At 52.9% G+C, this 22,866-nt stretch carries 17 protein-coding genes; 6 read left to right on the top strand and 11 right to left on the bottom strand.

Annotated elements, in window-relative coordinates:
- The first annotated feature begins 20 nt into the window (after positions 1–20).
- Complete coding sequence (locus H8K43_RS12660) at positions 21–944, top strand: TraB/GumN family protein (RefSeq protein ID WP_186904175.1); 924 nt, start codon at positions 21–23, stop codon at positions 942–944.
- A 193-nt stretch (positions 945–1,137) separates the two neighbouring features.
- Here H8K43_RS12660 and H8K43_RS12665 read toward each other — a convergent pair whose 3' ends face one another.
- From H8K43_RS12665 to sodC, 4 genes are all read right to left on the bottom strand, one after another.
- Positions 1,138–2,199, bottom strand: a complete 1,062-nt coding sequence (locus H8K43_RS12665; RefSeq protein WP_186904176.1) for a hypothetical protein — start codon at positions 2,197–2,199, stop codon at positions 1,138–1,140.
- Between the two features lie 662 nt (positions 2,200–2,861).
- Positions 2,862–3,110 carry a hypothetical protein gene (locus H8K43_RS12670; protein WP_186904177.1) on the bottom strand — a complete coding sequence of 83 codons (249 nt, stop codon included), beginning with the start codon at positions 3,108–3,110 and terminating at the stop codon, positions 2,862–2,864.
- A 295-nt stretch (positions 3,111–3,405) separates the two neighbouring features.
- Positions 3,406–3,786: a hypothetical protein gene (locus tag H8K43_RS12675; protein ID WP_186904178.1), complete on the bottom strand. Its 381-nt coding sequence runs from the start codon at positions 3,784–3,786 to the stop codon at positions 3,406–3,408.
- 159 nt (positions 3,787–3,945) lie between these two features.
- The gene (gene sodC / locus H8K43_RS12680; RefSeq protein ID WP_186904179.1) at positions 3,946–4,464 is read right to left on the bottom strand and encodes a superoxide dismutase family protein; all 519 of its coding nucleotides are present in this window, start codon (positions 4,462–4,464) and stop codon (positions 3,946–3,948) included.
- Between the two features lie 319 nt (positions 4,465–4,783).
- Between sodC and H8K43_RS12685 the strand changes: the two genes are divergently transcribed.
- Complete coding sequence (locus tag H8K43_RS12685) at positions 4,784–5,182, top strand: hypothetical protein (protein WP_186904180.1); 399 nt, start codon at positions 4,784–4,786, stop codon at positions 5,180–5,182.
- Positions 5,183–5,230: 48 nt separating this feature from the next.
- Here H8K43_RS12685 and H8K43_RS12690 read toward each other — a convergent pair whose 3' ends face one another.
- A complete protein-coding gene (locus H8K43_RS12690; protein WP_186904181.1) occupies positions 5,231–6,037 on the bottom strand; it encodes a substrate-binding periplasmic protein in 807 nt (268 codons plus the stop codon).
- Positions 6,038–6,236: 199 nt separating this feature from the next.
- A complete protein-coding gene (locus H8K43_RS12695; protein ID WP_186904182.1) occupies positions 6,237–7,436 on the bottom strand; it encodes a GIN domain-containing protein in 1,200 nt (399 codons plus the stop codon).
- A gap of 202 nt (positions 7,437–7,638) precedes the next feature.
- On the opposite strand from H8K43_RS12695, the gene H8K43_RS12700 reads away from it, so the two are divergent.
- Together H8K43_RS12700 and H8K43_RS12705 are read left to right on the top strand one after the other, a co-directional pair.
- Positions 7,639–8,274 carry a YcbK family protein gene (locus tag H8K43_RS12700; RefSeq protein ID WP_186904183.1) on the top strand — a complete coding sequence of 212 codons (636 nt, stop codon included), beginning with the start codon at positions 7,639–7,641 and terminating at the stop codon, positions 8,272–8,274.
- Positions 8,275–8,408: 134 nt separating this feature from the next.
- A complete protein-coding gene (locus H8K43_RS12705; protein WP_186904184.1) occupies positions 8,409–9,203 on the top strand; it encodes a substrate-binding periplasmic protein in 795 nt (264 codons plus the stop codon).
- Positions 9,204–9,309: 106 nt separating this feature from the next.
- Here H8K43_RS12705 and H8K43_RS12710 read toward each other — a convergent pair whose 3' ends face one another.
- The 3 genes from H8K43_RS12710 to H8K43_RS12720 all read right to left on the bottom strand — a co-directional run bounded on the left by H8K43_RS12710 (position 9,310) and on the right by H8K43_RS12720 (position 15,873).
- A complete protein-coding gene (locus H8K43_RS12710) occupies positions 9,310–12,015 on the bottom strand; it encodes a M16 family metallopeptidase (RefSeq protein ID WP_186904185.1) in 2,706 nt (901 codons plus the stop codon).
- A 175-nt stretch (positions 12,016–12,190) separates the two neighbouring features.
- On the bottom strand, positions 12,191–14,953 hold the full coding sequence (locus H8K43_RS12715; protein ID WP_186904186.1) for a M16 family metallopeptidase: 2,763 nt from the start codon (positions 14,951–14,953) through the stop codon (positions 12,191–12,193).
- Between the two features lie 101 nt (positions 14,954–15,054).
- Complete coding sequence (locus tag H8K43_RS12720) at positions 15,055–15,873, bottom strand: D-hexose-6-phosphate mutarotase (RefSeq protein ID WP_186904187.1); 819 nt, start codon at positions 15,871–15,873, stop codon at positions 15,055–15,057.
- A gap of 266 nt (positions 15,874–16,139) precedes the next feature.
- On the opposite strand from H8K43_RS12720, the gene H8K43_RS12725 reads away from it, so the two are divergent.
- On the top strand, positions 16,140–17,663 hold the full coding sequence (locus H8K43_RS12725) for an amidase (protein ID WP_222611033.1): 1,524 nt from the start codon (positions 16,140–16,142) through the stop codon (positions 17,661–17,663).
- Between the two features lie 78 nt (positions 17,664–17,741).
- On the opposite strand, the gene H8K43_RS12730 is transcribed toward H8K43_RS12725, so the two are convergent.
- Entirely contained in the window at positions 17,742–19,349 is a 1,608-nt protein-coding gene (locus H8K43_RS12730; RefSeq protein WP_186904188.1) for a GMC family oxidoreductase, read from the bottom strand.
- Positions 19,350–19,491: 142 nt separating this feature from the next.
- Here H8K43_RS12730 and H8K43_RS12735 point away from each other — a divergent pair, with 142 nt between their 5' ends.
- Positions 19,492–20,514, top strand: coding sequence for a helix-turn-helix transcriptional regulator (locus H8K43_RS12735; protein WP_186904189.1), 1,023 nt, complete (start codon positions 19,492–19,494; stop codon positions 20,512–20,514).
- On the opposite strand, the gene H8K43_RS12740 is transcribed toward H8K43_RS12735, so the two are convergent.
- Positions 20,497–22,836: a PAS domain-containing sensor histidine kinase gene (locus H8K43_RS12740; RefSeq protein WP_186904190.1), complete on the bottom strand. Its 2,340-nt coding sequence runs from the start codon at positions 22,834–22,836 to the stop codon at positions 20,497–20,499. The genes H8K43_RS12735 and H8K43_RS12740 overlap by 18 nt on opposite strands.
- Positions 22,837–22,866: the final 30 nt, after the last annotated feature.

Genomic DNA, 22,866 nt, shown 5'->3' on the forward strand with positions numbered 1-22,866 from the left:
ACACTCAAACAGATAAAACCATGATCCCAACCCTTCCATTACTGCGTCGCTTATCACAAGGTCTGGCTGCCGTCTGTGGCAGCCTGCTGATCGCTGGCAGTGTGCTGGCTGAAGGCGCCAGCCGCACACCGGAAAGCCCGGCCAAGGGCGTGTTATGGGAAGTCGTTCAAGGTGGGCAAACCGCCTATCTGTTTGGCTCGGTACATCTGGCTAAAAAAAGCTTTTATCCTTTTCCCGAAGCGGTGCAGCAAGCCTATCAGCAAGCGGATACCCTGGCCGTGGAAGTCGATAGCAGTGATGCCCAGGCCAATCTGAAAGCTATGCCTTTGCTGATGTACAGCGGTGGCGACAAACTGGAAAACCATCTGCAAAAATCGACTTGGGAAGACTTGCGTAAAACCGTAGGCGCCGCCTCGGCTCAGTTCCAGCCACTGAAGCCCGCCATCGTTGCGACTGGCCTGATGATGGGTGTGTTTTCTCAACTCGGCTATGACCCGCGTCTGGGCGTGGATTTGCATTTCATCGAGCGCGCCAAAAAAGACAAGAAAACCGTAGTCGAACTGGAGAGCATGGAATTTCAGGCGCAGGTACTCGGCGGACTCAGCGATGAAGAAGGCGATGCCATGCTGGCACAAACCCTGAGCGCCATGAAAAACGGCGAAGCCTTACGCGATACTCAGTTCATGATCGATGCCTGGAAGCGCGGCGACGCCGAGACCCTGGCCAGCATCATGGAAGACATCGCGAATAAAGACGAAGGCTCACGCAAAACCATGAAGGCCTTGCTCGACGACAGAAACCTGCCCATGGTCGAAAAAATCCTGAGCATGATGGACAACGGAAAACGCCTGTTCATCGTAGTCGGCGCCGGCCACCTGTCCGGCAAAAACAGCCTGACCGATTTACTGCGGCAACGTGGGGTGCAGGTGAGGCAGATTAAGTAAACCGCCACTCGAATTTACCGCAAAGTCTGATTTTTTCATCGTGGTCGGTATAGATGCCTAAGCTGAGATCCTCAGGCATGGAATCAGTGAGGATACCCTTTAGCGCGTACACCGCATTATGCGCGCGCCTTGCGTTGGCGGTTGTGATCGCTCTCACTTGTTTTAGATTGAAAATAAGAAGCTAACATACCAATCACTTTTTATTTTTCCTTCGTCCCTCATAGAACTGTCGCATTTTTTGGTCTGTCTCAGAGTGGTCTAACTGCCAGAGCCCCAGTGGTCCATGCACCAGGTCAAAATGGTGAACCGAGCCTTCATCAAATTGGGCCCAGTATTCTTTTCTGCCCGCGTAATCAATCGTCGGCGGTCCAGAGGACAGGGGTTCCAGTGACGCTTTTTTCTCAAGCCGATATGCGAACGATTGGAAGCCAGTGTCAGAAAGAAGTTGATCTATTCTCTTGATGGCTGGAACGTAAGCCAGACAGAGCGCTATGCTTACCAGCAACGATAAGGTCAGAGATTCTTTCACCGGAACTTTGGCTCTTGCGAGCAAGCGGTAAACTGGAAATACACAAAGCATGAGTGCCGGTAAGCCTAAAATCGGGAACCCAAATTGCATTGAGGCGGTCGCCAGCAATTTGTATTTGTTAAGAGCTATTCCATCAACAAGTGCAAATGTCAGCAGCAGGAAAAACGCTAAAACAACAGTCAGCGAGACGGGGTTTTTCTCTAATGCGAATTCTGATCTGGCGTTGTCGGGTAAACGAAATTCTGTGTCTATTCTCAGGCACATATCCGCTGTCGCCTCGCTCGACTGTAAGGCATTAGAAGCGGCATCTGCGGAAAGCATCAGTTTGTCTTCATCTGATCCAATCGCTATCCATGCTAAGCTCGAACTGGCAGGCCACTTCTTGCCTATCCAGCGTAGTCTCAGATTCTCTTTCGGATAGGTTTTGTCCAGGCATTCACCCGAAGGGAATTCTGCGATCAGGCGAACCTGATCCTGCAAGTTGACTAATACGCCCCTGGCTTCGAATTCAATCAAGGTATGCGATTTTGAGAAATGCGACGCTCTTGCGACGTAGACGCGATACCAGTTATTGAAGCCTTCACGTACTAAAGAATCGACAAGTCGATCTTGCGCCTGTTTAGTGAGCTTTGCTTTTCTTACACTGATCCAGTGCTTCAGAAAGAGCGGCGTAATCAGTATCAGCGCGAATATTCCATGATCAAAGCTGAAGTCGGAGATGTTCATAGGCGGCTGTGATGTTCAGAGTTGGGCTGGTGCAGAATGTTGACATGGCGAAATCGCGAACTCGAGAACTCGAGAACTCGCCGTTCAACTGCGCTGGTGCGCAGGTCAAACAACATCATGGCGCTCAGACCGGCTGCCATGTCAGGAATCTGACTTTTCATAGTGAATAATCGCTTTAGCGCACCATAAAGTGGCTAAGGTAGCGATTACTGGACCGGCCACTGCAATAAGCTCGAAACCAAGCGTCAGTGTCACCGACTTTGGCAATGAAACTGCCAGCAATATACCGCTAGGAAGCGAAATAAGTGTGCCAAAGAAAAGGATGGTTCGGCTTAGTAAGCGCCTTCGCGGCCTGACCGCACCGTCACAGAAAGGGCATAGTGGCTGTGACAGAACAGGCGGAGACCAAGCTACTCCAGCCCGCAGTACTTTTCTGCGTACATCCACAAAATTGAGAGACCTCTGACAGTGCGGGCAGCAAGACATCAAGAATCCTGACTTGATTTACCAAGACAAAACTGACATTAGCATAATGATGCTTGTAGCACAACAAAACGCCTGTCGTTTCCACTGCCGCATAGATCAAATGTTTGTATGCAGGCTCTTACTTCATGCACTTGTCTGATTCTGTGCGTCCTGAACAACGCACAGTTTGTTGATGTTTAAGCGCTTGCTTTTTTGGGGAATTCTTTTAAGTAGCCAACGAGGATGCCGACGGTGATCAGGATGGCGCCTGTGCCTGCTGAGATGGCGTACCAAAGGATGGATGGTTCAGGCGGATTGACTGTGGTATTGGTGGCTGCAATCACTGCGACCAGATTGGTGAATTCATGATTGTTGTACATATTGCCCAATGCCGGCAACGCGACCAGCAATACACCAAAGCTCAACAGGGAAATAGCAAACTTCATCTCTATGGTTACTCCAGAAAAACCGGCTAAGGCGGATACGAATTAAGCTGGCAACATTAACATAATGATGCAAATGATGCAATTACATTCACCTCATCATCATTCCTGAACTGACGGGAATTTGTATGGTCAGTCTTGTAGTTTGCCACTGCGATGTGATTAAGAAACTTGTCTGCACCAGGAAAATTACCTGGCGTTTCATAGCAAAAGGCCGCATGCGCAGCTAAGCGTATCGCCACAAAAAATTTTTAAATACAATAACGAAGTTTCCGTATTGGATGCTGTTGGTAAGGCCTCACACAATTTTGCAGTGGATGAGTTCATCCTCATCAAATCCATACACAGCACAAAGCCGGTGATAGCCATCAGCGATGATGACCTTGGCATTCACTTCATCTCTGACCAACAGTAAAGGTGACAGGCTGTCGCCTTTTCTGATCTTTTTTCTGTCTTTTTCTACATGCGAATTACTGATACCGAGCAAAGATAATTGTGAGGCTCTGAAAATATCTTTAGCTTTGAATTTGACGATGGCGGCATCTCTCAGTTTCGCAACCAATTCACTGACTTTGTCCTCTGCGTAGATAATGCTGAGATAAGACTCTGCAGCCGGATAATCATGTTCTTCCACCTCGCTGAGCCACTGGATTTGCACAGTATTCTGGGATTTGGGCATAAAAGTTCTCCGTAATAGCAGGTGGTCAGTACGCCTGAAGCATTACCGCACTGTGCTGGCAAGTACATCACAGACATAGTCAGGTGAGTTAAAGCGGGTGTGCAGGCCCTTGCCATTCGTGGCTGCGGCCCGCACGTCATGCTGAATCTTAGTGCAGGCTTACTTCACGATGCCGCAAGCGACGCGTGCACCGCCACCGCCCAATGGTGCCGGATGATCAGAATGGTTGTCACCACCGGCATGTACCATGATTGAGCGCCCGGCCAGATCGGCAAGTTTCAGGCGTGGCGCCAGCACTGGCTGCGTTGCATTGCCAGCGGCATCGACGAATAGTGGTGGCAGATCGCCCAAATGCCCATCGCCCCAAGGCTCACCATGCTTATTGCTGCCTGCCGGGTCCAGATGGCCACCGGCGCCGAGTGCAGGAACCAGCTTGCCGTCTTTTTCTTTGGTGTCGCAGTTAGGATTTTGATGGATATGAAAACCATGCAGGCCAGGTGCGAGTCCACGCAATGCAGGTGTCAGCACCAGTCCGTATTTGGTATCGACCGCAGAGATACTGCCTATGGCGGCACCTGCTCCTTTTTCATCGACGATATTCAGGCTGATATCCGTACTCGCGTTGACGCTGGCAGCAGCGACTGAAAGTAAGGCGATCAGCGACAGTTGTAATTTCATGTTGAGTCTCCGTTGATGTCACTACAAAAAAATCTGGGGGAAGCCAGACGTCATGGACACTATCCTGAGTATCATGAAATCTGGCGGCAGCATGTATGATAGTGAAGTAGTTGAAACTGTGCAGTGTACACCTGCAACAACGGGAAACCTGTCTGATCCTGGCCCAAGAGATGGTGCCACGGTTAGCAGCGCCAGTTCAGCCTTACCCCAAGCATGCCGCCATCCATTACAATCTGCGTCCCGGTGGCACATCTGAGTCCGCCGGGTATGCTTAGTCTCTCAACGACCGCGCGCCGGTCATACTTGCAAAGTAGATGGAATGAAAACGGAAGTGAAGCGCTATCCTGACCTGCCCTGGGTCGTGCTGGAAGATATCCATGAGGCGGAAGCCTGGCTGGATTTGTATAACCGTGAGCTGCAGCAGCTGATACCAGCGCAACAGCATTCGCAGGGGCAGGGAGTATGTTTTACTTTACTGCATGGTGGTGAGCTGTATTTGCATACCAATAGCGATGGCGATATCCTGCTCGATGTGTTGCCTGAAGCGGCCTGGGCGGTGCCGGTACTGAGTGCGATCACTGGCGTGCAGCCGCCACGCGGACAGGTCTGGCTGATTGCAGCGGAACATCTGCTGCCTTTAGTGCTGGGCTTGAATAGTCTGATAGCAAGCACCCGTCTGGTATTACAGCATGATTTTGGCATCCGCCGTCAGGCCTGAGCAGGACTGACTAAGCTTGAGCACAGCTGAACCTCGGCTGAACACGCCTCACTGGCTGAACATTTTCTGGAATGCTTCGCTTTGTTTGAGTTTGATCAGGGCTGCATCCAGTTTGTGTAAGCGGCCCTGATTGATGTCATTGCGTATCGCAAAATGGATATCCACACTGGAGATGGCTTTGGGCTGGACGCAGAACAATTTGCCTGACTGGCTGGCCTGACCTTGAATTTCTGAGAAATACTGCTGATTGATAGTCAGTTCCAATGGAGAAGGATTCAGGTAACTGTAGTGAAAAAAACCATCCATCCGGCCTTGTAGCAATTTCGTCATACGCCCTGAGAGACGGCTGGTATCCTGCTCGACCTGAAACAGTTTGCCCATTTGTTGGTCCACCGCTTCACCATAGCTGGTGCCGCGTACTACACCGATGCGCTTATTTTCTAAATCCGGCAGTTTTTCGTAGCGAAAGTTACTTTGACAGCGAGTGATCAGGTATACCCGCTCGGTGTAGACCACCTGGGAAAAGTCCAGTTTGCTACGCCTTTCGGCCGTCGGAGAAATTCCAAATATCATACCTTCGCCCTGATAAGCTTTCTCCAGCGCGCGTTTCCAGGGATAGCGTTGCACGATCAGCTGTACCTGCATTTCCTTACTCAGACTGCGAAACAGCTGGATATTTTGCTCGGAAAGCGGAATAACTTTGCCATACGCGTCGGTTTCTTCGCTGACCAGCAAAGTCAGAAATTCCGCAGGACTTCCGGCCCGGCTGATCTGGGATGTCAGAGCAAGGCTGCAGACCAGGCTCCAGTACAAGAGGCGGCGCAATGCCGGAATATTTCTGAAAATAGACATCATCAACAGTAGGCAAGAGTTTGACTGTCCACACCAGGCCGGCTACCAGTATGGAAAAAGTCAGCTTTTTGCATCTTAGCTGACTTTTTTCTGTGAATTCAGATTTCTTACTCTACTTTTGACAGTATGTTGCATATCACCGATGCCAGACCGCTCACTAAGCGTGTCTGTATGGCATCACATTTGTCGCTGTAAGCTTTGCTCAGTCCAGCACGCCGCTTCTGTCAATTTTGACCTGACGCGAGCCACCGGCTTTCTTCACGTTGACCACAGCCTGGCTGGGACCGGTCACTTGCACACGTGCGGTTTCCAGCAGCAACGCTTCCGCCTCGAGGTCACCGGAGCCACTGATTTGTGCGCGCAGGGATTTGGCTTTGCCCTGCAGATTGACTTTGCCGGCACCGCGCATGGTCAGATCGATCTGGGCGTCAGACGAAAAATCCGCTTCGAGGTCGCCGGAGCCGCTGAGCTCTGCTTGTAATGTTTGTTGCACGCCACCCACACGGATATTGGCCGGGCCTTGATTGATCAGATGCATACTGCCGGTTTTCAGCTGGTCGATATCCACGTCACCAGAGCCTTTGAGTACCATTTTTAAGTCATCGACTTCGCCACGCAGACGCAATTCGCCTGAGCCGTGTAATTGCAACTCGGCATTTTTACTGCGTAAACCAGAGATTTCGACATCGCCGGAGCCGGAGTGCTCCAGTTGCAGCCCGTTGACTGGGCCACGTAATTCGACGTTGCCTGAACCCGAATGGCTGAGCTTGACCGGCACGCTTTGCAAGTCGCTGACGTGCAGATCGCCGCTGCTGCTATGGCGCGCATTGAATTCACCCGCGACGGTTGCCAGACTGACCGAACCCGAGCCATTCAGATCGAGTTCAGTCGCCCCGGCGCGTAGCATTTCCAGCTGCAGATCGCCGCTGCCGGCTGAAGTGATTTTCAGCTTGCCGGTTTTACCGGACACCTTCACATCGCCCGAGCCATGGTGTTCCAGCGTGAATTGCTCGTTATTGAGTGAACGTACTTCGATGTCGCCCGAACCGGATTGCAGCAGACTCAGCAATACCGGGGTACTGACTGAAACGGTTCCTGGCCGGTTGGTCCAGCTCATGCGGTAAGACTTGCTCTTGGTGCGGATGATCAGACGCTTATTTTCCACGACCGCGATAATTTCAGGTACCAGTTTTTCATCGCCCGTGATCTCGACTGGGCTCTTCTGACCCTGAGTGATCACAACATCAAAAAAACTCTCGTTTTCTACGCTGTCGAAATCGGCGACTTCTACGCGTTGCGTGGTGGTTTTTCCATTCGCTTTGATGTCAACGCCATTCACTTTGACTTCGCAGGCGCTCAGCGCCAGAACGAACAGACTACTCAGGGTCAGGGTTTTGAGCATGATAGATATTGAGAAATGATCAATGAGTCGCCAGTGTAGTCGGGTTCGCCAGATTTTCGCAGTGGCTTTGCGACAGATTGCGTAAATCGCAGTGTCAGCGGCAAAATGGTATGGTCATCTTTATTCGGACCCAGCTTGGGTATTCTGAAATCTGGCGCCATAATGTGTATACTGTGCTCACATTTTCCTACCCTGATTTTCTATGCCGACCAGACGCCAACTGCTCAAACAAAGCCTGATCCTGACAGCTGCCGGCCTGACCGTGAACCGTGTCTTTGCTGCCGATGCCCCCATTGAAAAAAGCAGTGCTCTGGAACCTCCGCCAGATCTGTTTGATGCTCAGACCCTGGACCTGGATTTCTGGGTTAAACCACGTACGATAGACTTTATCCGGCCTGCATCGGGCGAACGCAGTCGTCTGCTGTACTGGAAAGATGGCGAAATGCTGGATTCCGCTTATCAGGAGTTGTGCCATATCCTGCGTGATGTTCACGGAAAAAAAACTGCACCTATCGATCCGAAACTGCTGGAAACCCTGTGGGCTACCCAGGCTTATGTCGCCCGGTTTGGCCTGACCCGGCCGCTGGAAATCCTGTCCGGCTACCGCACCCCGGAATCGAATAAGCACCTGATCGAACAAGGTGTGCCGGCCGCACGTAAATCCTTACATATGGACGGTAAGGCCGCCGATATCCGGATTGGCAATTTGCATGAAGAGGTATTGGGCGGTCTGGTCAAAAGCTTCCGTCAGGGCGGTGTCGGTTTCTATTACCGGGCCAGCGCCAATGGTGGCTGGATACATGCAGATACCGGCTTGCAGCGTACCTGGAAAGGCTGAACAGCCGCGGCGGATTTTGTTGCTGTTATCCGTCACAATGTGAACATTGTTAATATTTTCTACGCAGCACTTGTTTCTAAATTGAAATTTAGTAAGCTTTGTACATACACGCTGACTAATCGAAAGGTGAAAACGTGCGCAAACCCTGTCTGTGCCTGATCGCGACATGGGCCATGTCTGTCATGACGATGGTTCAGGTGCAAGCACAGACGCAGGCACAGGCACAGGCACAGGCACAGGCACAGGCACAGTCCCCTGTCCCGGCCATGACGCAGCTCACGCTGGTGACTGAGGATTACCCGCCCTTCAACATGCAGCAGAGTGGCAGCACGGATATTTCAGGAATTGCAACGGACAAAGTGCGGCAACTGATGCAACGTGCCGGAGAAAAATACAGTTTACGTTTATTGCCCTGGTCGCGTGCTTATCAGATGGGACAGCGTGATCCTGATACTTGCGTATTCTCTACCACCCGCACCGCTGAACGCGAAGCCTTGTTTAAATGGGTAGGCCCGCTGGTCAAAAATAACTGGACGATTTTCGCGCGCGCTGACGATACCCGCCATCCAAAGACGCTGGAAGAACTGCGTACTTATACGCTGGGTGGTTATCGCAATGATGCGGTAGCTGAATATCTGGCCACCCGCTCTTACAAAGTTGATCTGGCCAGTTATGACACCGATAATCCGCGTAAATTACTGTACCGGCGCTTTGATTACTGGGCTACCGGTGAGTTGGTGGGACTATCTATTCTGAAACAGCAGGGACTGCTTCAGCAAATCGTCCCCTTATTCCAGTTTAATCAGACCGAGATGTATCTGGCCTGCCATCCTGGCATGGCGCAGGAAAAGGTAGATCATTTCAATCAGATACTGAAAGAAATGGACCGCGACGGCAGCAATGCGACGATAGAGAAAAAATATAAATAGAACGCTGTCTTAACCAGTCCCGGAATGATGCAATCGCGGTGCCGCACCGAAGCTGAGGCCTGACTGTCACTGATTCAGTCACGCACTCAATCCAGAAGCCAGCCACTTATTTGGTGGCAGCCGTGTTGCCGGCTTTTGCCGCATCGGCCGTCATCACTACGCTCCAGCTCTCAGGCTGCACATATTTTTTTGCTATCTGGTTGATGTGTTCCAGTGTCAGTGCCTGTATTGACGCTTCCAAACGCTGAAATATGCGCAGATCCTGGCCTTCATGCAGGGCTGCATTCCACATATCAGCCAGTTGCTGATTATTTTGCCGGTGCTGTGCATCAGCGCGTGCGATATTCAGCTTCGCCTTTTTCAGCTCCGCTTCCAGAAAACCTTTTTGCTGGACATTCTGCAGCACTTCAGTGACTGCCTGCCGCAGTTTCAGCAAGTTTTCCGGTGCACTGCTGGCGACTATATCCCAGCGTGCATAGGGATCAGTCTGGTCTGCAGAAAATTGTGACTGCACGCTGTAACTCCAGCCCTCCTGCTGACGCAGTCTTTGCATCAGACGGGATTCCAGTCCGGCTTGCCCGAGTAAATAGTTGATCACCACCAGTGCCGGGAAATCCGGATGTGCTTTTCCGACCGGCAGATAGCGGCGACCATAAAAATAGGCACTGCTCTCACCCGGCGTATCGATGTTGGCTGTCATCGCAGGGCGCTCCGGCGCTTGCTGATGAATTTCGGCATAAGGCGATTTACTTTCCCATCCACTGAATTCCGGCGTCAGGCTGGCCAGCACATCTTGCGGTTCAAAATCGCCGACGATCACCAGATGACCGCTGCTGGCGCCGTAAAAATTTTTATGAAATTCAAAGAAGTCAGACATCCTGATCGCATTCATTTCAGAGATACTCTGCTGGCTGGTTTCCAGCCGGCGCGGATCACTGGTCGGGTAAGTGTTGAAGTGCTGGGCATAGCGGTCTTCTATTTTGCGTAGGGGTGTTTTCCGTTCGAGATCCAGCGAGACGCGATGTCTGGAAACGATGTCCATGGCTTGTCCAAAGCTGGGTTGCTTCAGATTCAGCATCATCAGACTCAGTGCTTCGCGCAAATCGCTTCTGGTGGTGGAAAAATGCCTGACGCTGCCTTGCATATGCAAACGCGCACGTTCTGCTTCCAGGCTTTCTTTACCGTATTGACCAGCGCCGTTAAGCAAAGCCTGATCGGTAAAATATTCCAGCCATTTTTTTTCATGCATGGATTGCAGCGTGCCCCAGTGCAGACGTAAATCTACTGTCACGACTTGCCCACGGCTGGGTTTGGGCAGTAGCACGACCTCGATATTCCCTATCTTGATGCGCTGAGATTGCGCCATCAGATTATCGTAAGACGCATCAAAGCCGCTGACCGGTGCGTATTCATCCACATGTTTGAATTGCTTCAGGATGTCATTCACATCTGGCGCTGCGGGTATCTCCACCGGCTGGTTTGGCTCAGCGTACAGCAGGCCGGAAATGCGGTTATTTTTTTTCAGATATTTTTTGGCAGCCGCCTGCACCTGTTCGGCTGTCAGCGCAGCGATTCTGGCTTTCTCAACAAAAAACATGCGCCAGTCACCCAGTGCAATATATTCGGACAGACGTATCGCCAGCGCTTCCGGATCATCCAGTGTATGGGTATAGGTAGCGGCAAATTGCGCTTTGAAGAAACGCAGATCCTGCTCACTCATCAGGCGTTGCGGAAACTGATCTATGGCTTTTTGCATCAGTTTGCTTTGATCTTCAATTTGCTTCGCTGATTGTTGGCGTGTCATGAAATAAATCAGACCACTGTCACGCATACCCGGACTCAGGCTGTACATACTGTGCGATAAGCGGTGTACCGATTGATCGGCATCGCGCTGTTCGCGTTCAGACGACAGTACGGTCGCCGCAAATTTAATTGCCGCAAAATCCGGGTGCAGCGCGGAAGGAACATGGTAAGCCTCGATTGCCGCGCTGAAATTCGCAGGCTTACGCACGATGACGCTACGTTCGCCCAGCGAACCCGGCTCTACCGTTGCGATCAGCGGCAGTGACTGCGTCGGTTTCGGTATGTTGCCAAAGTATTTTTGAACACTGCTTAATACCTGCTCAGGTTGGAATTGTCCTGCCACCAGCAAGACTGCATTGTCCGGGCGGTAGTAACGCTGGTAAAACTGTTCCAGCTCACCGGTTCGCGCCGCATTCAGATCACTGCGTTCGCCGATCGCGATATGGCCATAGCCATGCCAGTCAAATGCGACCGACTTCACCTGATGCATCAGGCTGTTATACGGATTTCCTTCGCGTAGTTCCAGCTCGTTTTTGACTATCGTGACTTCGCGCCGCAGTTCATCTGCGCTAAAGCGCACATTGCGCATACGGTCGGCTTCCATTGCCAGCATCCAGTCCAGCTCTGTCTCTGAAGCAGGAATGATTTCAAAAAAATTGGTACGGTCATCGGTGGTAGTTCCATTCCAGCGGCCACCGCGCCGGCTGATTTCCTCAGCGATTTTTGGGAATTGCTGGCTGCTTTTGTACAGCATATGTTCGAGCAAATGTGCATAACCCGATTGCCCCGCGTTCTCGTGGCGGGAGCCGACCAGATAAGTCATATTGATCGTGACGGTATTTTTACTACTGTCCGGCATCAGCAATACCCGTAAGCCATTCGGCAGGCGGTATTCGGAAATACCTTCTGCGCTGGCGATCAGCGGCGGGTTGCTGGCAGCCTGCGCTGGTGTGACTGGCGCGGCCAGGGTGTAGCATGTGAACAGTGCAATCAGGAGTGTGCGCATCATGGTTTGAGGACAGAGGTAAAACACAAGTAAGATAAGATGGCTGTTGCCGGTACCAACATGCAGCTTTAGCAGCTTTAGCAGCTTTATCCGGGCAATAAAAAATCAGGCACCGCTTGCAGCTGGTGCCTGACAGTTGCGCATACCTAAGTAAAACCAGGCAAGCGAATTGACTTCATCACTTGGCTGGTACGGCAGCAGCCTGCGCAGCTTTTGCCTTTACTTCATCAGCCGCGATAAAGGTGCTCATGCGGGCTGGGTTGACGTATTGACGGAAGGCTGCATTGACTTGTTCCAGCGTCAAATTTTTGATTTTGTCATCCATCGCCTGCGACCATGCCCAGTTGCGTTTGAGTTCAAGGTGATTGGTCCACCCTGCTGTCAATGCGCCGTCTGTGGTGCGGCCTTGTGCGCGTTGCTGCAGCATGCCGGATTTCGCTTTCGCCAGTTCTTCGGCAGTGAAACCATCTTTCAGGGCACGCTTCAGTTCCTCTTGTATCGCTATTTCCAGCTTCTCCAGATTCTGTGGCGCTGCTGTAGCAGAGATCGCGAAACTGCCAACCGGGTCGATTTCACCGACCGATAAGCTGGAACCACCACCATAGGACAGACCATCTTTCTGACGGATGCGCTCCATGATGCGTGAATTCATACCGGCGCCTCCGAAGATGTAGTTCGCTACGCGCAGGGCTGGATAATCGGCGTCATCTTCGCGCATAGCTATCGTCATGGCGCTCGAGTAAACCCCGTTTTCTTTATCCGGTGTATGGAAGGTTTTGCGAACGACAGCCGGATCATTCCGCTTGCTGACCATGCGGGTGTAGGGCGCTTTGCTGTTCCAGCCATTGAAGGCTTTGGCAATTGCGGCTTTGGCTGCCGCTACATCCATGTCACCGACAATTGCGATCTCGCCTTTAGATGCACCGTAAAAGTCTGCGTGATAGGCTTTGATATCTGCCAGTTTGACGGCGCGGATGTCAGCCAGACTTTCATCCAGTGTTTTCGCGGCACGGAAGTCACCTTTCGGATAACTGTTGAAATGCTGGCTTAATTCGCGGTTCACGATAGAACCGGGTTCATTGCGTGAGGCTTCCAGTCCGACGATGGCGCGGTCCCGCAACTGGATAAATTCACTTTCTGGGAAATTCGCTTCTCGTAACACGTGCGAGACCAGTTCTAATGCGGCTGGCAGATGTTCTTTCGTGGTCTGGAAGGAGTACAGGCCGCCGCTCATTTTCAACTTAGACATTTCATCTGCCAGCTGGGCGCGGCTGTATTTGCTGGTGCCGGTCATCAGCAGGCTGCCAGCCAGACTGGAGACGGTGCTCTTACCGAACAGGCTCTTTTCATCACCCCAGTGCAGATTCAGCGAGACATTGACGGCTTCACCACGGTTTTTCTTAGGCAGTAAAGCGACTTGCAGATTACCGATCTGGGTGATTTCTGTGCGCTTATCGATATTCGCCGGTGCCGGATCGAAGGCTTCACCACTCAGCACCGAGGCTTTGGGTTTGAAGTCTTTCATCACCTCCGCCATGCTGGGCGCAGCCGGGATATCAGCGCGTTGTGGCGTATCTTCCGGAATGAACATACCGACTGTACGGTTGTCACGCACCAGGTAGCGTTTGGCGACTTCATTCACCTGTTCCGGTGTGATGGCATCGACCTCATCGCGGTCTTTGAATAAGTAACGCCAGTCACCCATCGCAATATATTCTGACATGCTGATACCGATGGACTCGTGATTGTTCAGCATCTTCTCGAAAAAATTATGCGTATCGCGTTTGATGCGGTCGATTTCTTCCTTGGTGGGTGGCGTCTTTTTGAAGTCTTCTATTGCAGCTAACAAGGCATCGCGCGCGGCATCCACCGATTCGCCCTTTTTCACTACTGCGCCGATGATGGACAAACCAGGATCAACCTGACCGACTGCATTCGAAAATACCTGCACCACTTTGCCGGTTTCCACCAGTTGCTTATGCAAACGGCCATGCGGTGCGCTGGTCAGCACGCTACCGGCAAAGCTCAGCGCATCGCGGTCAGGATGCAGGCCGGACGGTACTTTGTAGCCTATCATGACAAACTGCACATCGCCTTTGCGGCGTACGATCACATTGCGTTCGCCATCCTGGGTTGGCTCTACGGTCCACAGTTGTGGTAGGCTGCGTTTAGGTTTAGGGATTTTGCTGAAGGCGCCATCTATCCATTGCAAGACTTTTGCGGTGTCGAATTTACCTGCGACCAGCAAGACTGCGTTATCTGGCTGGTAGTACTGACGATAAAAAGCCTGCAGGTTTTCAATTTTGACGTTTTCTATATCGCTGCGGTTGCCGATGGTGGAGTTGCCATAGTTGTGCCAGTCATAGGCCACGCTTTGCATGCGCTTCATCAGTACGCTGCCCGGAGAGTTTTCACCGCGTTCATATTCATTGCGCACGACTGTCATTTCAGTATCGAGGTCTTTTTTCGCAATGAAGGAATTGACCATACGGTCGGCTTCCATGTCCAGCGCCCATTTCAGATTGTCGTCATTGGCCTGGAATAACTCGTAGTAATTGGTGCGGTCGAGTGAGGTGGTGCCATTCATGCGCATGCCGCGCTTATTGAACTCTTCGGGGATTTTAGGATTGCCCGGCGTGCCTTTGAATAACAGATGTTCGAGCAAATGCGCCATACCGGTTTCACCATAGTTTTCATGGCGTGAACCAACCAGGTAAGTCATATTGACGGTGACAGTAGGTTTGCTGGCATCCGGCATCAGCAACACGCGCAAACCATTCGGTAAACGGTATTCTGTGATGCCCTCTACGCTGGTGACCTGACTGACGCCCTTAGGCAGGCTATCAGCCAGCAATAACGGCGCAGTGAACAGCAAAGCGCCACCCAGTACCAATGAACGCAATACGGGTTTGAGTGACAGAGTTGTCGCGGTATTTGACATAATTTTTCCTATCATTTCAGGATAACGCCCGCAGCGGATTTCGCTGTGGATCATGGTGGGTTCCGCCGTGCTTTCAGCACCGCAGATGTGTTTTCATCCGGTCAGTATTCGCATTGCAACAGCTGGCTGCCGCTCCAATGCGCGCCGGGTGCAAGGTGTATAGGCTGGCTGATGGCAGCCGCTTCGACGCATACCATTTTTTGTTCGCCTCCGAATTCAAAGTCCGGCAGTTTGACCGCGGCATCGGGTCCCGGGTTCCATACGACGGCATCGCTAAATCCCTGCTGCCGGATTTCCAGCCGCTGATGGGGCTGTTCCAGGTGCAGTAATTCTGGCACATCACGGTAAATACGGTCGGTTTCGCCATTGATCTGCACATACGCATCCTGCTCTAAGCAATTATCCTGAGCCAACACGCTGTCACGATAGCTGCAATTCTGCAAACCAAGCAGGCGCGCCTGACTCACATCACTGACAGCCAGATAGGTATGCAGTGCCGAGGTAAAGTGAAAAGCTGTGTCACCGCTATTGTGCACAGTCAGTGTCACCTGCAATTGCCGGGCCAGTACCTGCACCCGCAGAGTGGCTTGAAATACATAAGGCCAGATTGTCAGACGGGCGATGTTTTCCTTCAGGTGGAATTCCACCACTGCGGCACCATCTTCTTGCAGAAATGGCGTATCCGCCTGCCACAGTGCGGTACGCGCAAAGCCATGTTTGGGCAGACTGCCCAGACTGGCAAACTGGGGAAAGATCACAGGAATGCCACCGCGGATCGCCACGCCTTCTTTGAATTCCGTTTTCTGACTCAGGAATAGCTGCTCGCTGCCTTGTGCCGGTATCCACGAACAGACATGGGCACCGAGGGGACTGATTTTCGCCGTTGCACCATCGGCTGCGCGGAGATGAATGAATTCCATACGTGAAGATTTCAGCAAAGAGAATTAATAATAATTTTATATTCTATGTCAGCTTTACCACATCCTGCATGAACGATTACGGTCCACACAACAATTTCGGGTAGTATCGCCAGCAAGTGATGGTGTTTGGAGCTGAGGATTCAACATCCTGTGCTTAAAACATCTGCATATCAGCCTGGCTTTGCTGGCGGCGCTATCCGCCTTCTTCAGTATTGCAGGCATCGCTCTGCATCATTCCGCAACCTGGTAAAGAAAGAGTTGAAACGATGAGACTTTCCCGACTAAGCCTGATGTTGGCCACTTTGCTGGCGACCCACAGCAGTTTTGCTGAGATACCGGCCACCCTGGAGCAGCAGCAAAGTGCGCTGCGCAGTGGCAAGCTGAGTGCGACCGAACTGCTGCAGTATTACGAGCAGCAGATTGCAGCGCGCAATCCGGCGACCGGCGCGGTGCAAGCGCTGGATCCGCAGGCTAAGCAAGTTGCAGCACGTATCGATCAGCAAAAAAAATACAAAGGTGCACTGACCGGCCTGCCTTTGCTGTTGAAAGACAATATCGATGCGCAAGGCATGATCACCACAGCCGGCTCAATCGCACTGGCTGAAAATCTGGTGCAGAAAGATGCACCGCTGGTAGCCAGATTACGCGCTGCCGGTGCGGTGATCGTCGGTAAAACGAACCTGAGCGAATGGGCCAATCTGCGTTCGTCCAAATCCACCAGCGGCTGGAGCAGCGCCGGTGCGCAGGTGCGTAATCCGTATGACCTGAGTCGCAGCCCTTGTGGTTCCAGCTCAGGTTCAGGCGCAGCGGTGGCGGCACGCATGATACCGGCTGCGATCGGTACCGAGACCGATGGTTCCATCGTCTGCCCCGCTTCTGTGAATGGCCTGGTCGGTTTGAAGCCTACCGTCGGGCTGGTCAGCCGCACCGGTATTGTGCCTATCAGTCATACCCAGGACACGGCGGGGCCGATGACACTCAGTGTCAAAGATGCGGCGCTGTTGCTGAATGTGATGGCGGGCAGCGATCCGGCCGATCCGGCCACGCTGGAAGCCGATAAACGGCGCAGTAAGGATTATGCCAAAGGCCTGAGCCGCAATGGGCTGCAGGGGCGCAGGCTGGGCCTGGTCAGGCAACTGGCCGACGGCTACGATGCCGAAACCAAAGCCTTATTTCAACGTTCACTGGCTATCTTAAAAGCCGCAGGCGCGACCGTGGTGGAAGTTGACTTGCCGGGGCTGGAAGAGCTCGATAAAGATGAGCTCACCGTATTGCTGTATGACTTTAAAGCGGATCTGAATCACTATCTGGCAGCGACCCCGGCCACGGTGAAGCACAGGCAGATGGCGGATGTGATCGCGTTCAATCAGGCGCAGGCCGAACGGGTGATGCCTTATTTTGCTCAGGATTTGATGGAACAAGCCCAGGCTACCAGCGGTTTGCAAGACCCGGTTTACCTGGCGGCGGCTGCGCGTGTCCGGCAAAAGGCAGGAATACAAGGTATCGATGCGACCATGAGACGGCATGGTCTGGATGCACTGATCGCACCGACGACTGGCACCGCCTGGCCTATCGATTACAAAGCGGGTGATGTGATTGAGGGCAGTGCCAGTACACCGGCAGCGGTTGCGGGTTATCCGCATCTGACGGTACCAATGGGGCTGGTACGTGGCTTGCCAGTCGGCCTCTCGTTTTTCGGGCATGCCTGGGGCGAAGCCAGATTGCTGCAGTTAGGCTATGCATTTGAAAAAGCACGTCCTGCCTTGCCTGCGCCGCAGTTAGCGCGCTGAGCTCAAAACGCTGACCAGCAGCACCGGGCGCAAGATGGCCGCGCCCGGTGTGCTGAGCGCTGGTGCTGCCGCTCAGAATCAGGCTATGTTTTTCAAACCATCGCGTATCATCGCAGCGGCTTTTTCCCCTATCATCATCGCTGGCGCATTGGTATTGCCACCGATCAGAGTCGGCATGATGGATGCGTCCACCACCCGCAAGCCTTGCAAACCGATGACTTGCAATTGCGGATTCACCACCGCCATCGCATCGACGCCCATCTTGCAGGTGCCGACCGGGTGATACACGGTATCGGCGGTTTGGCGTATGACGGCGCGAATTTCATCATCGCTGTGCACCCCGGCAGTCTGGAAGTCGCTGTCGCGCAGGCTGGCCAGAGCCGGTGCATCCATGATGCGCCGGGTCAGGCGAAAGCCTTTGACCATGTTGTCCATGTCCTCAGGATGTTCCAGGAAACGCGGATTAATCAGCGGTGCCGCCAGCGGGTCCGGACTCGCGAGCCTGACATCGCCGATACTCTTAGGCCTGAGCAGGCACATATGGCAGGAATAGCCATGTCCCAGATGTAGCTTACGTGCATGGTCGTCCAGCATGGCGATCACAAAATGCAATTGGATGTCCGGCATGCTGAGTGTGGGCTCGGTTTTAAGGAAGGCGCCGCCCTCGGCGCCATTGGAGGACAGGATGCCGCGCCGCTCACGCTGATAGCGCAGCAGTTCTTTGCCCATGCGCAGCGTGCCAGCCGCAGAAATGCCAAGCAGATCCAGGCTCTTGGCGCGGTATTTGAACACAAAGTCCGGATGATCCTGCAGATTCTGGCCTACCCCTGGTAAGTGCTGAAGCACGGGAATGCCCATCGCTTGTAACTGCGCTGCATCGCCGATGCCGGACAGCATCAGCAATTGCGGGGTCTGGAAAGCACCGGCCGCCAGCAGGATTTCGCGTCTGGCGCGCAGGGTTTTGCGGATCCCGCCCTGCAGATATTCAATAGCACAGGCACGCTTACCCTCGAACAGGATGCGGGTCACCTGACAGCCAGTTTCTACCTGCAGATTCGCGCGTTTGTCCTGATGTGGACGCAGATAGGCACGTGCCGCGGTCCAGCGCTCCCCATCACCCTGAGTGACCTGATAAATGCCTACCCCTTCCTGTTCGCTGCCGTTGAAGTCGGGATTCAGACGGAAACCAGCCTGTTGTCCCGCCTGCAGAAAATGCTGCTGAAACGGATTATCACTGCGTAATTCGCTGACCCGCAAGGGACCGGACTGACCATGCAGCGGCAGACCATGGGTTTCATTGCATTCTGAATGCATAAAATACGGCAGTACATCCTGATATGACCAGCCGGTATTACCAAGTGACGCCCAATGATCGTAATCCTGCTGATGACCACGGATATAGACCATGGCATTGAGCCCGGATGAGCCACCCAGCATCTTGCCGCGCGGCTGATAGCCACGTCTGCCATTCAGGCCAGGTTGTGGCACGGTTTCGAAGGCCCAGTTATTGAGCCGCGTCGGCAGCATCGCCACCACCCCGGCCGGGGTATTGACGACCCAGCTGTCACCGGCGCCACCCGCTTCCAGCACGGTTACTTGCAGCTGCGGGTCTTCGCTCAGCCGTCCGGCCACGGCGCAGCCGCCCGATCCGCCGCCGACTACGATGTAATCAGTTTCAGTTTGCATACGGTCTCCTGTCGTTTTTTTGTTTTTTCGCCGCCCGGCGTTGCCGAAAACTGGCAAGCGGTGTACGTTGTGGCATAGTAGAACGCACGTTCGTTTCCGGTAAGGACAAATCCTGCCAACCCCTCATCCGCACCGTATTTCTATGCCATCTGTTGTTGCGCCACCACTGCTCTCTGTGAATGATGCTGTGTTTCCGCTGCATCCGCTCAGCGGCGTGCTGAGCCTGGCACGGGAACAGCAATGGCAGTGGTCAGCACCTTTGCTGGCGCTGGAATCGCAGTCAGGAAGTCAGGTCCAACCCAGACTCAGCTATGTGCAGGCGCGCGAAGCTTTGCTGCTCGCTAAGCATCAGTTGGGCAATCAGCTCGGTGTCTTGTCGGGGGCGCGCAAAGCCTTGCCGCAACTGAGTTATCTGGCGGCAGGCATGGCGGCACAAGACAGTCTGGCTGATGCCTTGCAATTTGGTCTCGATTTCCAGCTGATCGCTGGCGCAATGGTGCATCTGACTCTGGAGCAGCGCTCCGAAGATATTGCCTTAGTCGCCTGCGCCTTATTCGAGGATGCGGAACTGGAAGACGTGCTGGCCATCGATCATCTGGCCACTGCAGTCAATGCCGCACGTCAGCTGTGTCCGCGGCCGTTTGAATTAAACAGTGCAGAATTCCGCCTTAGTGACGATGGCAACCGCTCCGTGTATGAGGCATTTTTTCAGTGCCCTGTGCGCTTTGGTGCAGACAGTAATCAGGTGATTTTTGACGTGCACCAGTTACAACAGGAATTATTCAGGTCTGACCCGTTGCAGGTTGCACTGGCCCGTTCAGCCTGTGAGCAGGAATTACAGGCGCTGGGTGTGCTGGGACAACAAAGCCTGCTGCAAAAATTACTGGCGCTGCCCTGTGCGAATCATGGTATTGCGCAGGCGGCGCAGGCTTTGCAACTGAGTCCGCGCAGCTTGCACCGCTTGCTGGCCAGAGAGGGTATTTCGTATTCCGCACAAAGCGACAGGCAGCGTATTACGCGTGCCAAGAGCCTGCTGCAGCAAGGCATGGATCTGGAAGACATTGCGGCCCAGCTTGATTATTCAGACAGTCGCAGCCTGCGCCGCGCATTTCAAAGGCATACCGGTCTGAGCCCGGCCGCCTATCGTTCAGGGAAACACCGGTAAATTAAACCAGAATGTAGTACCGCTGCCAGCCTGGCTGCTGAAATGAATTTGACCACCCATGCCTTCCACCAGCGCTTTGGTAATGGCTAATCCCAGACCGGTACCGCCCTGTTGACGGGTATTGGTGCCATCTGCCTGTGTGAAAGGCTCAAACAAATGTGCCTGAAATTCGGTTGGGATACCGGGGCCACGGTCACTGACAGCAATATGGTAATCCCGTTCTTGTCTGGAGATTCTGACCACCACGCTCTCGCCTTCGGGCGAGAACTTCGCTGCATTCGAAATCAGATTCGCCATCACTTGCATTAGCCTGTCGTAGTCGCCCAGACTGGTGGCACACAGTACTTCCTGCTCAAGAATCAGACCCACCTGCAGCGAGCTGGTATAGGCCGCATTTGACTCAATTGCGCTGTGCAGCAAGGCCATTAAATCGACAGGCTCAGATTTGATCGGCATTTTCCCATTGCTGAGTTTGTCCATGTCGAGGATGTCATTGACCAGCTTGATGAGGCGCTTGCTATTGTTGTGTGCGATTCTCACCAGTTGCCGCGCCGGATCGCTGAGTTCACCTGCTACGCCGGATTCCAGCAGACTCAGCGAGCCACGGATAGAAGTCAGTGGCGTGCGCAGCTCATGGCTGACCACAGAAATAAATTCGGTTTTAAGTTGATTGATGCGTAGACGGTCGCTGATGTCCATTGCAAAACCGACCCACTCGCGCTTGGAGTTTTCCAGATGATTAATCCCGACTAATACCGGTACAGTATGGCCGTCTGCATGTCTGAGCATGATCTCAAATGGCGCTGTGGTGCCAGTTTCACTCAATTCGTTGTAAGCCAGTTTACACAAATACTGGTCACTTTCAGACAGTAATTGTTTCCAAATATAAGGCTCACCCAGTAAATGATCCCGCTGATAACCACATAGCTGGCAAAAAACGTGATTCACGTCGATCAGGTAACGGCTTTGATTGCCCTGTACGATGCCGATCAGACTGGAATTCATCAAACGTTTCAGACGGCTCTCACTGTCACGCAAGGCATTCAGGGTCTCGCGCTGTCCGGTGATGTCTTCTATCATCCAGACCGCGCCTTTCTGGTAATTTTCAGTTGGCAGAGCACGCCCGGCCAGCCGGGCGATAAATGGCTTTCCATCCATGCGCCGCATCTTCCATTCCAGCTCTACCGGTTCATCCGCGAGTAAAGGCGCTTTCACGGTTTCTTTGAAGGCCAGATAATCTTCAGGAGTCAGGAATAAAAAACTGGTCAGTGCGCCTATCATCGCTTGTGCATTCGGGAAGCGGCACAGCGCAGCTAACACATGATTGGCTCTGACGATCAGATCATTGCTGACAAACATGATGCCAACCGGCGCGTTCGCAATCAGAATTTCCAGCTCACGCGCTAACTCTTTGTAGCGATTTTTGCTGGCGTTGAGCAAATCCTGATTCAGTTTGATTTGCTCTTCGGTCTGCTTGCGGTCCGTGATGTCGATATGTGTGCCCACGATGCGCACCGCACGATGATTGCTATCCCATTCAACAACGGCGCCGACAGACATCATCCAGCGCCATTGTCCTGCCTTGTTTTTTTGCCGGAATTCAGCATGGTAATCGCCTTCAGCCTGCTGCGAAAAATGGCGCTGATAAGCTTGCTTGAGCCCGGCGACATCGTCGGGATGGATGCCTTCGGTCCAGAAATATTCCCAAAAACTGTCAGGATCGGGGAAGTCTTCATTGGTGTAGCCCAACATTTGCAGATATTCAGGACTAAAGCTGCCCAGGCCGGTTTGCAGATTGATATCGTACAAACCCTGATTTGAAGATTTCATGACCAGCCTACGCTGCTGCTCCGCCGCCTGCAGTTTTTGCTCGGTTTGCTTACGCTCAGTCTGATCGCTGACAAAGCCATGCCAGAGTACGCTGCCATCTGGCAGGCGTTCCGGGGTGGCATCACCCACCACCCAGCATTCCCTGCCTTCCGGCGTGGTAATACGATACTCATGTTTCCATACCGTCAGCCTGGCTGCTGACTCACGTATGCCCAGTATCAAGGCAGGCAAATCGTCTGGATGTACTTTGGAAAACAGGATGGCACCATCAACGCTGAGCTGCTTAGCGTTGACGCCGAACAGGGTCTCGACCGAGGCGCTGACATAAGGAAAAAAGAAGCGACTTTCTGAGCAGCGCTGAAACTGGAAAAACATACCAGGCAGACAGCGCGAGAAATTGTTGAGTAAAGTATGACTGCGCTGCAGATGTGCCGTGCTGACGGCATCTGGTTCGGCTGGCGTTGCATTGATGATGGGTTGGCTACCGGTCATACCTACGCTCGCGAAACGTCATCTGGAAGC

Origin of the sequence: Cognatundibacterium curvum, from assembly GCF_014284235.1 — a bacterium.
Lineage (GTDB): Bacteria > Pseudomonadota > Gammaproteobacteria > Burkholderiales > Burkholderiaceae_D > Undibacterium > Undibacterium curvum.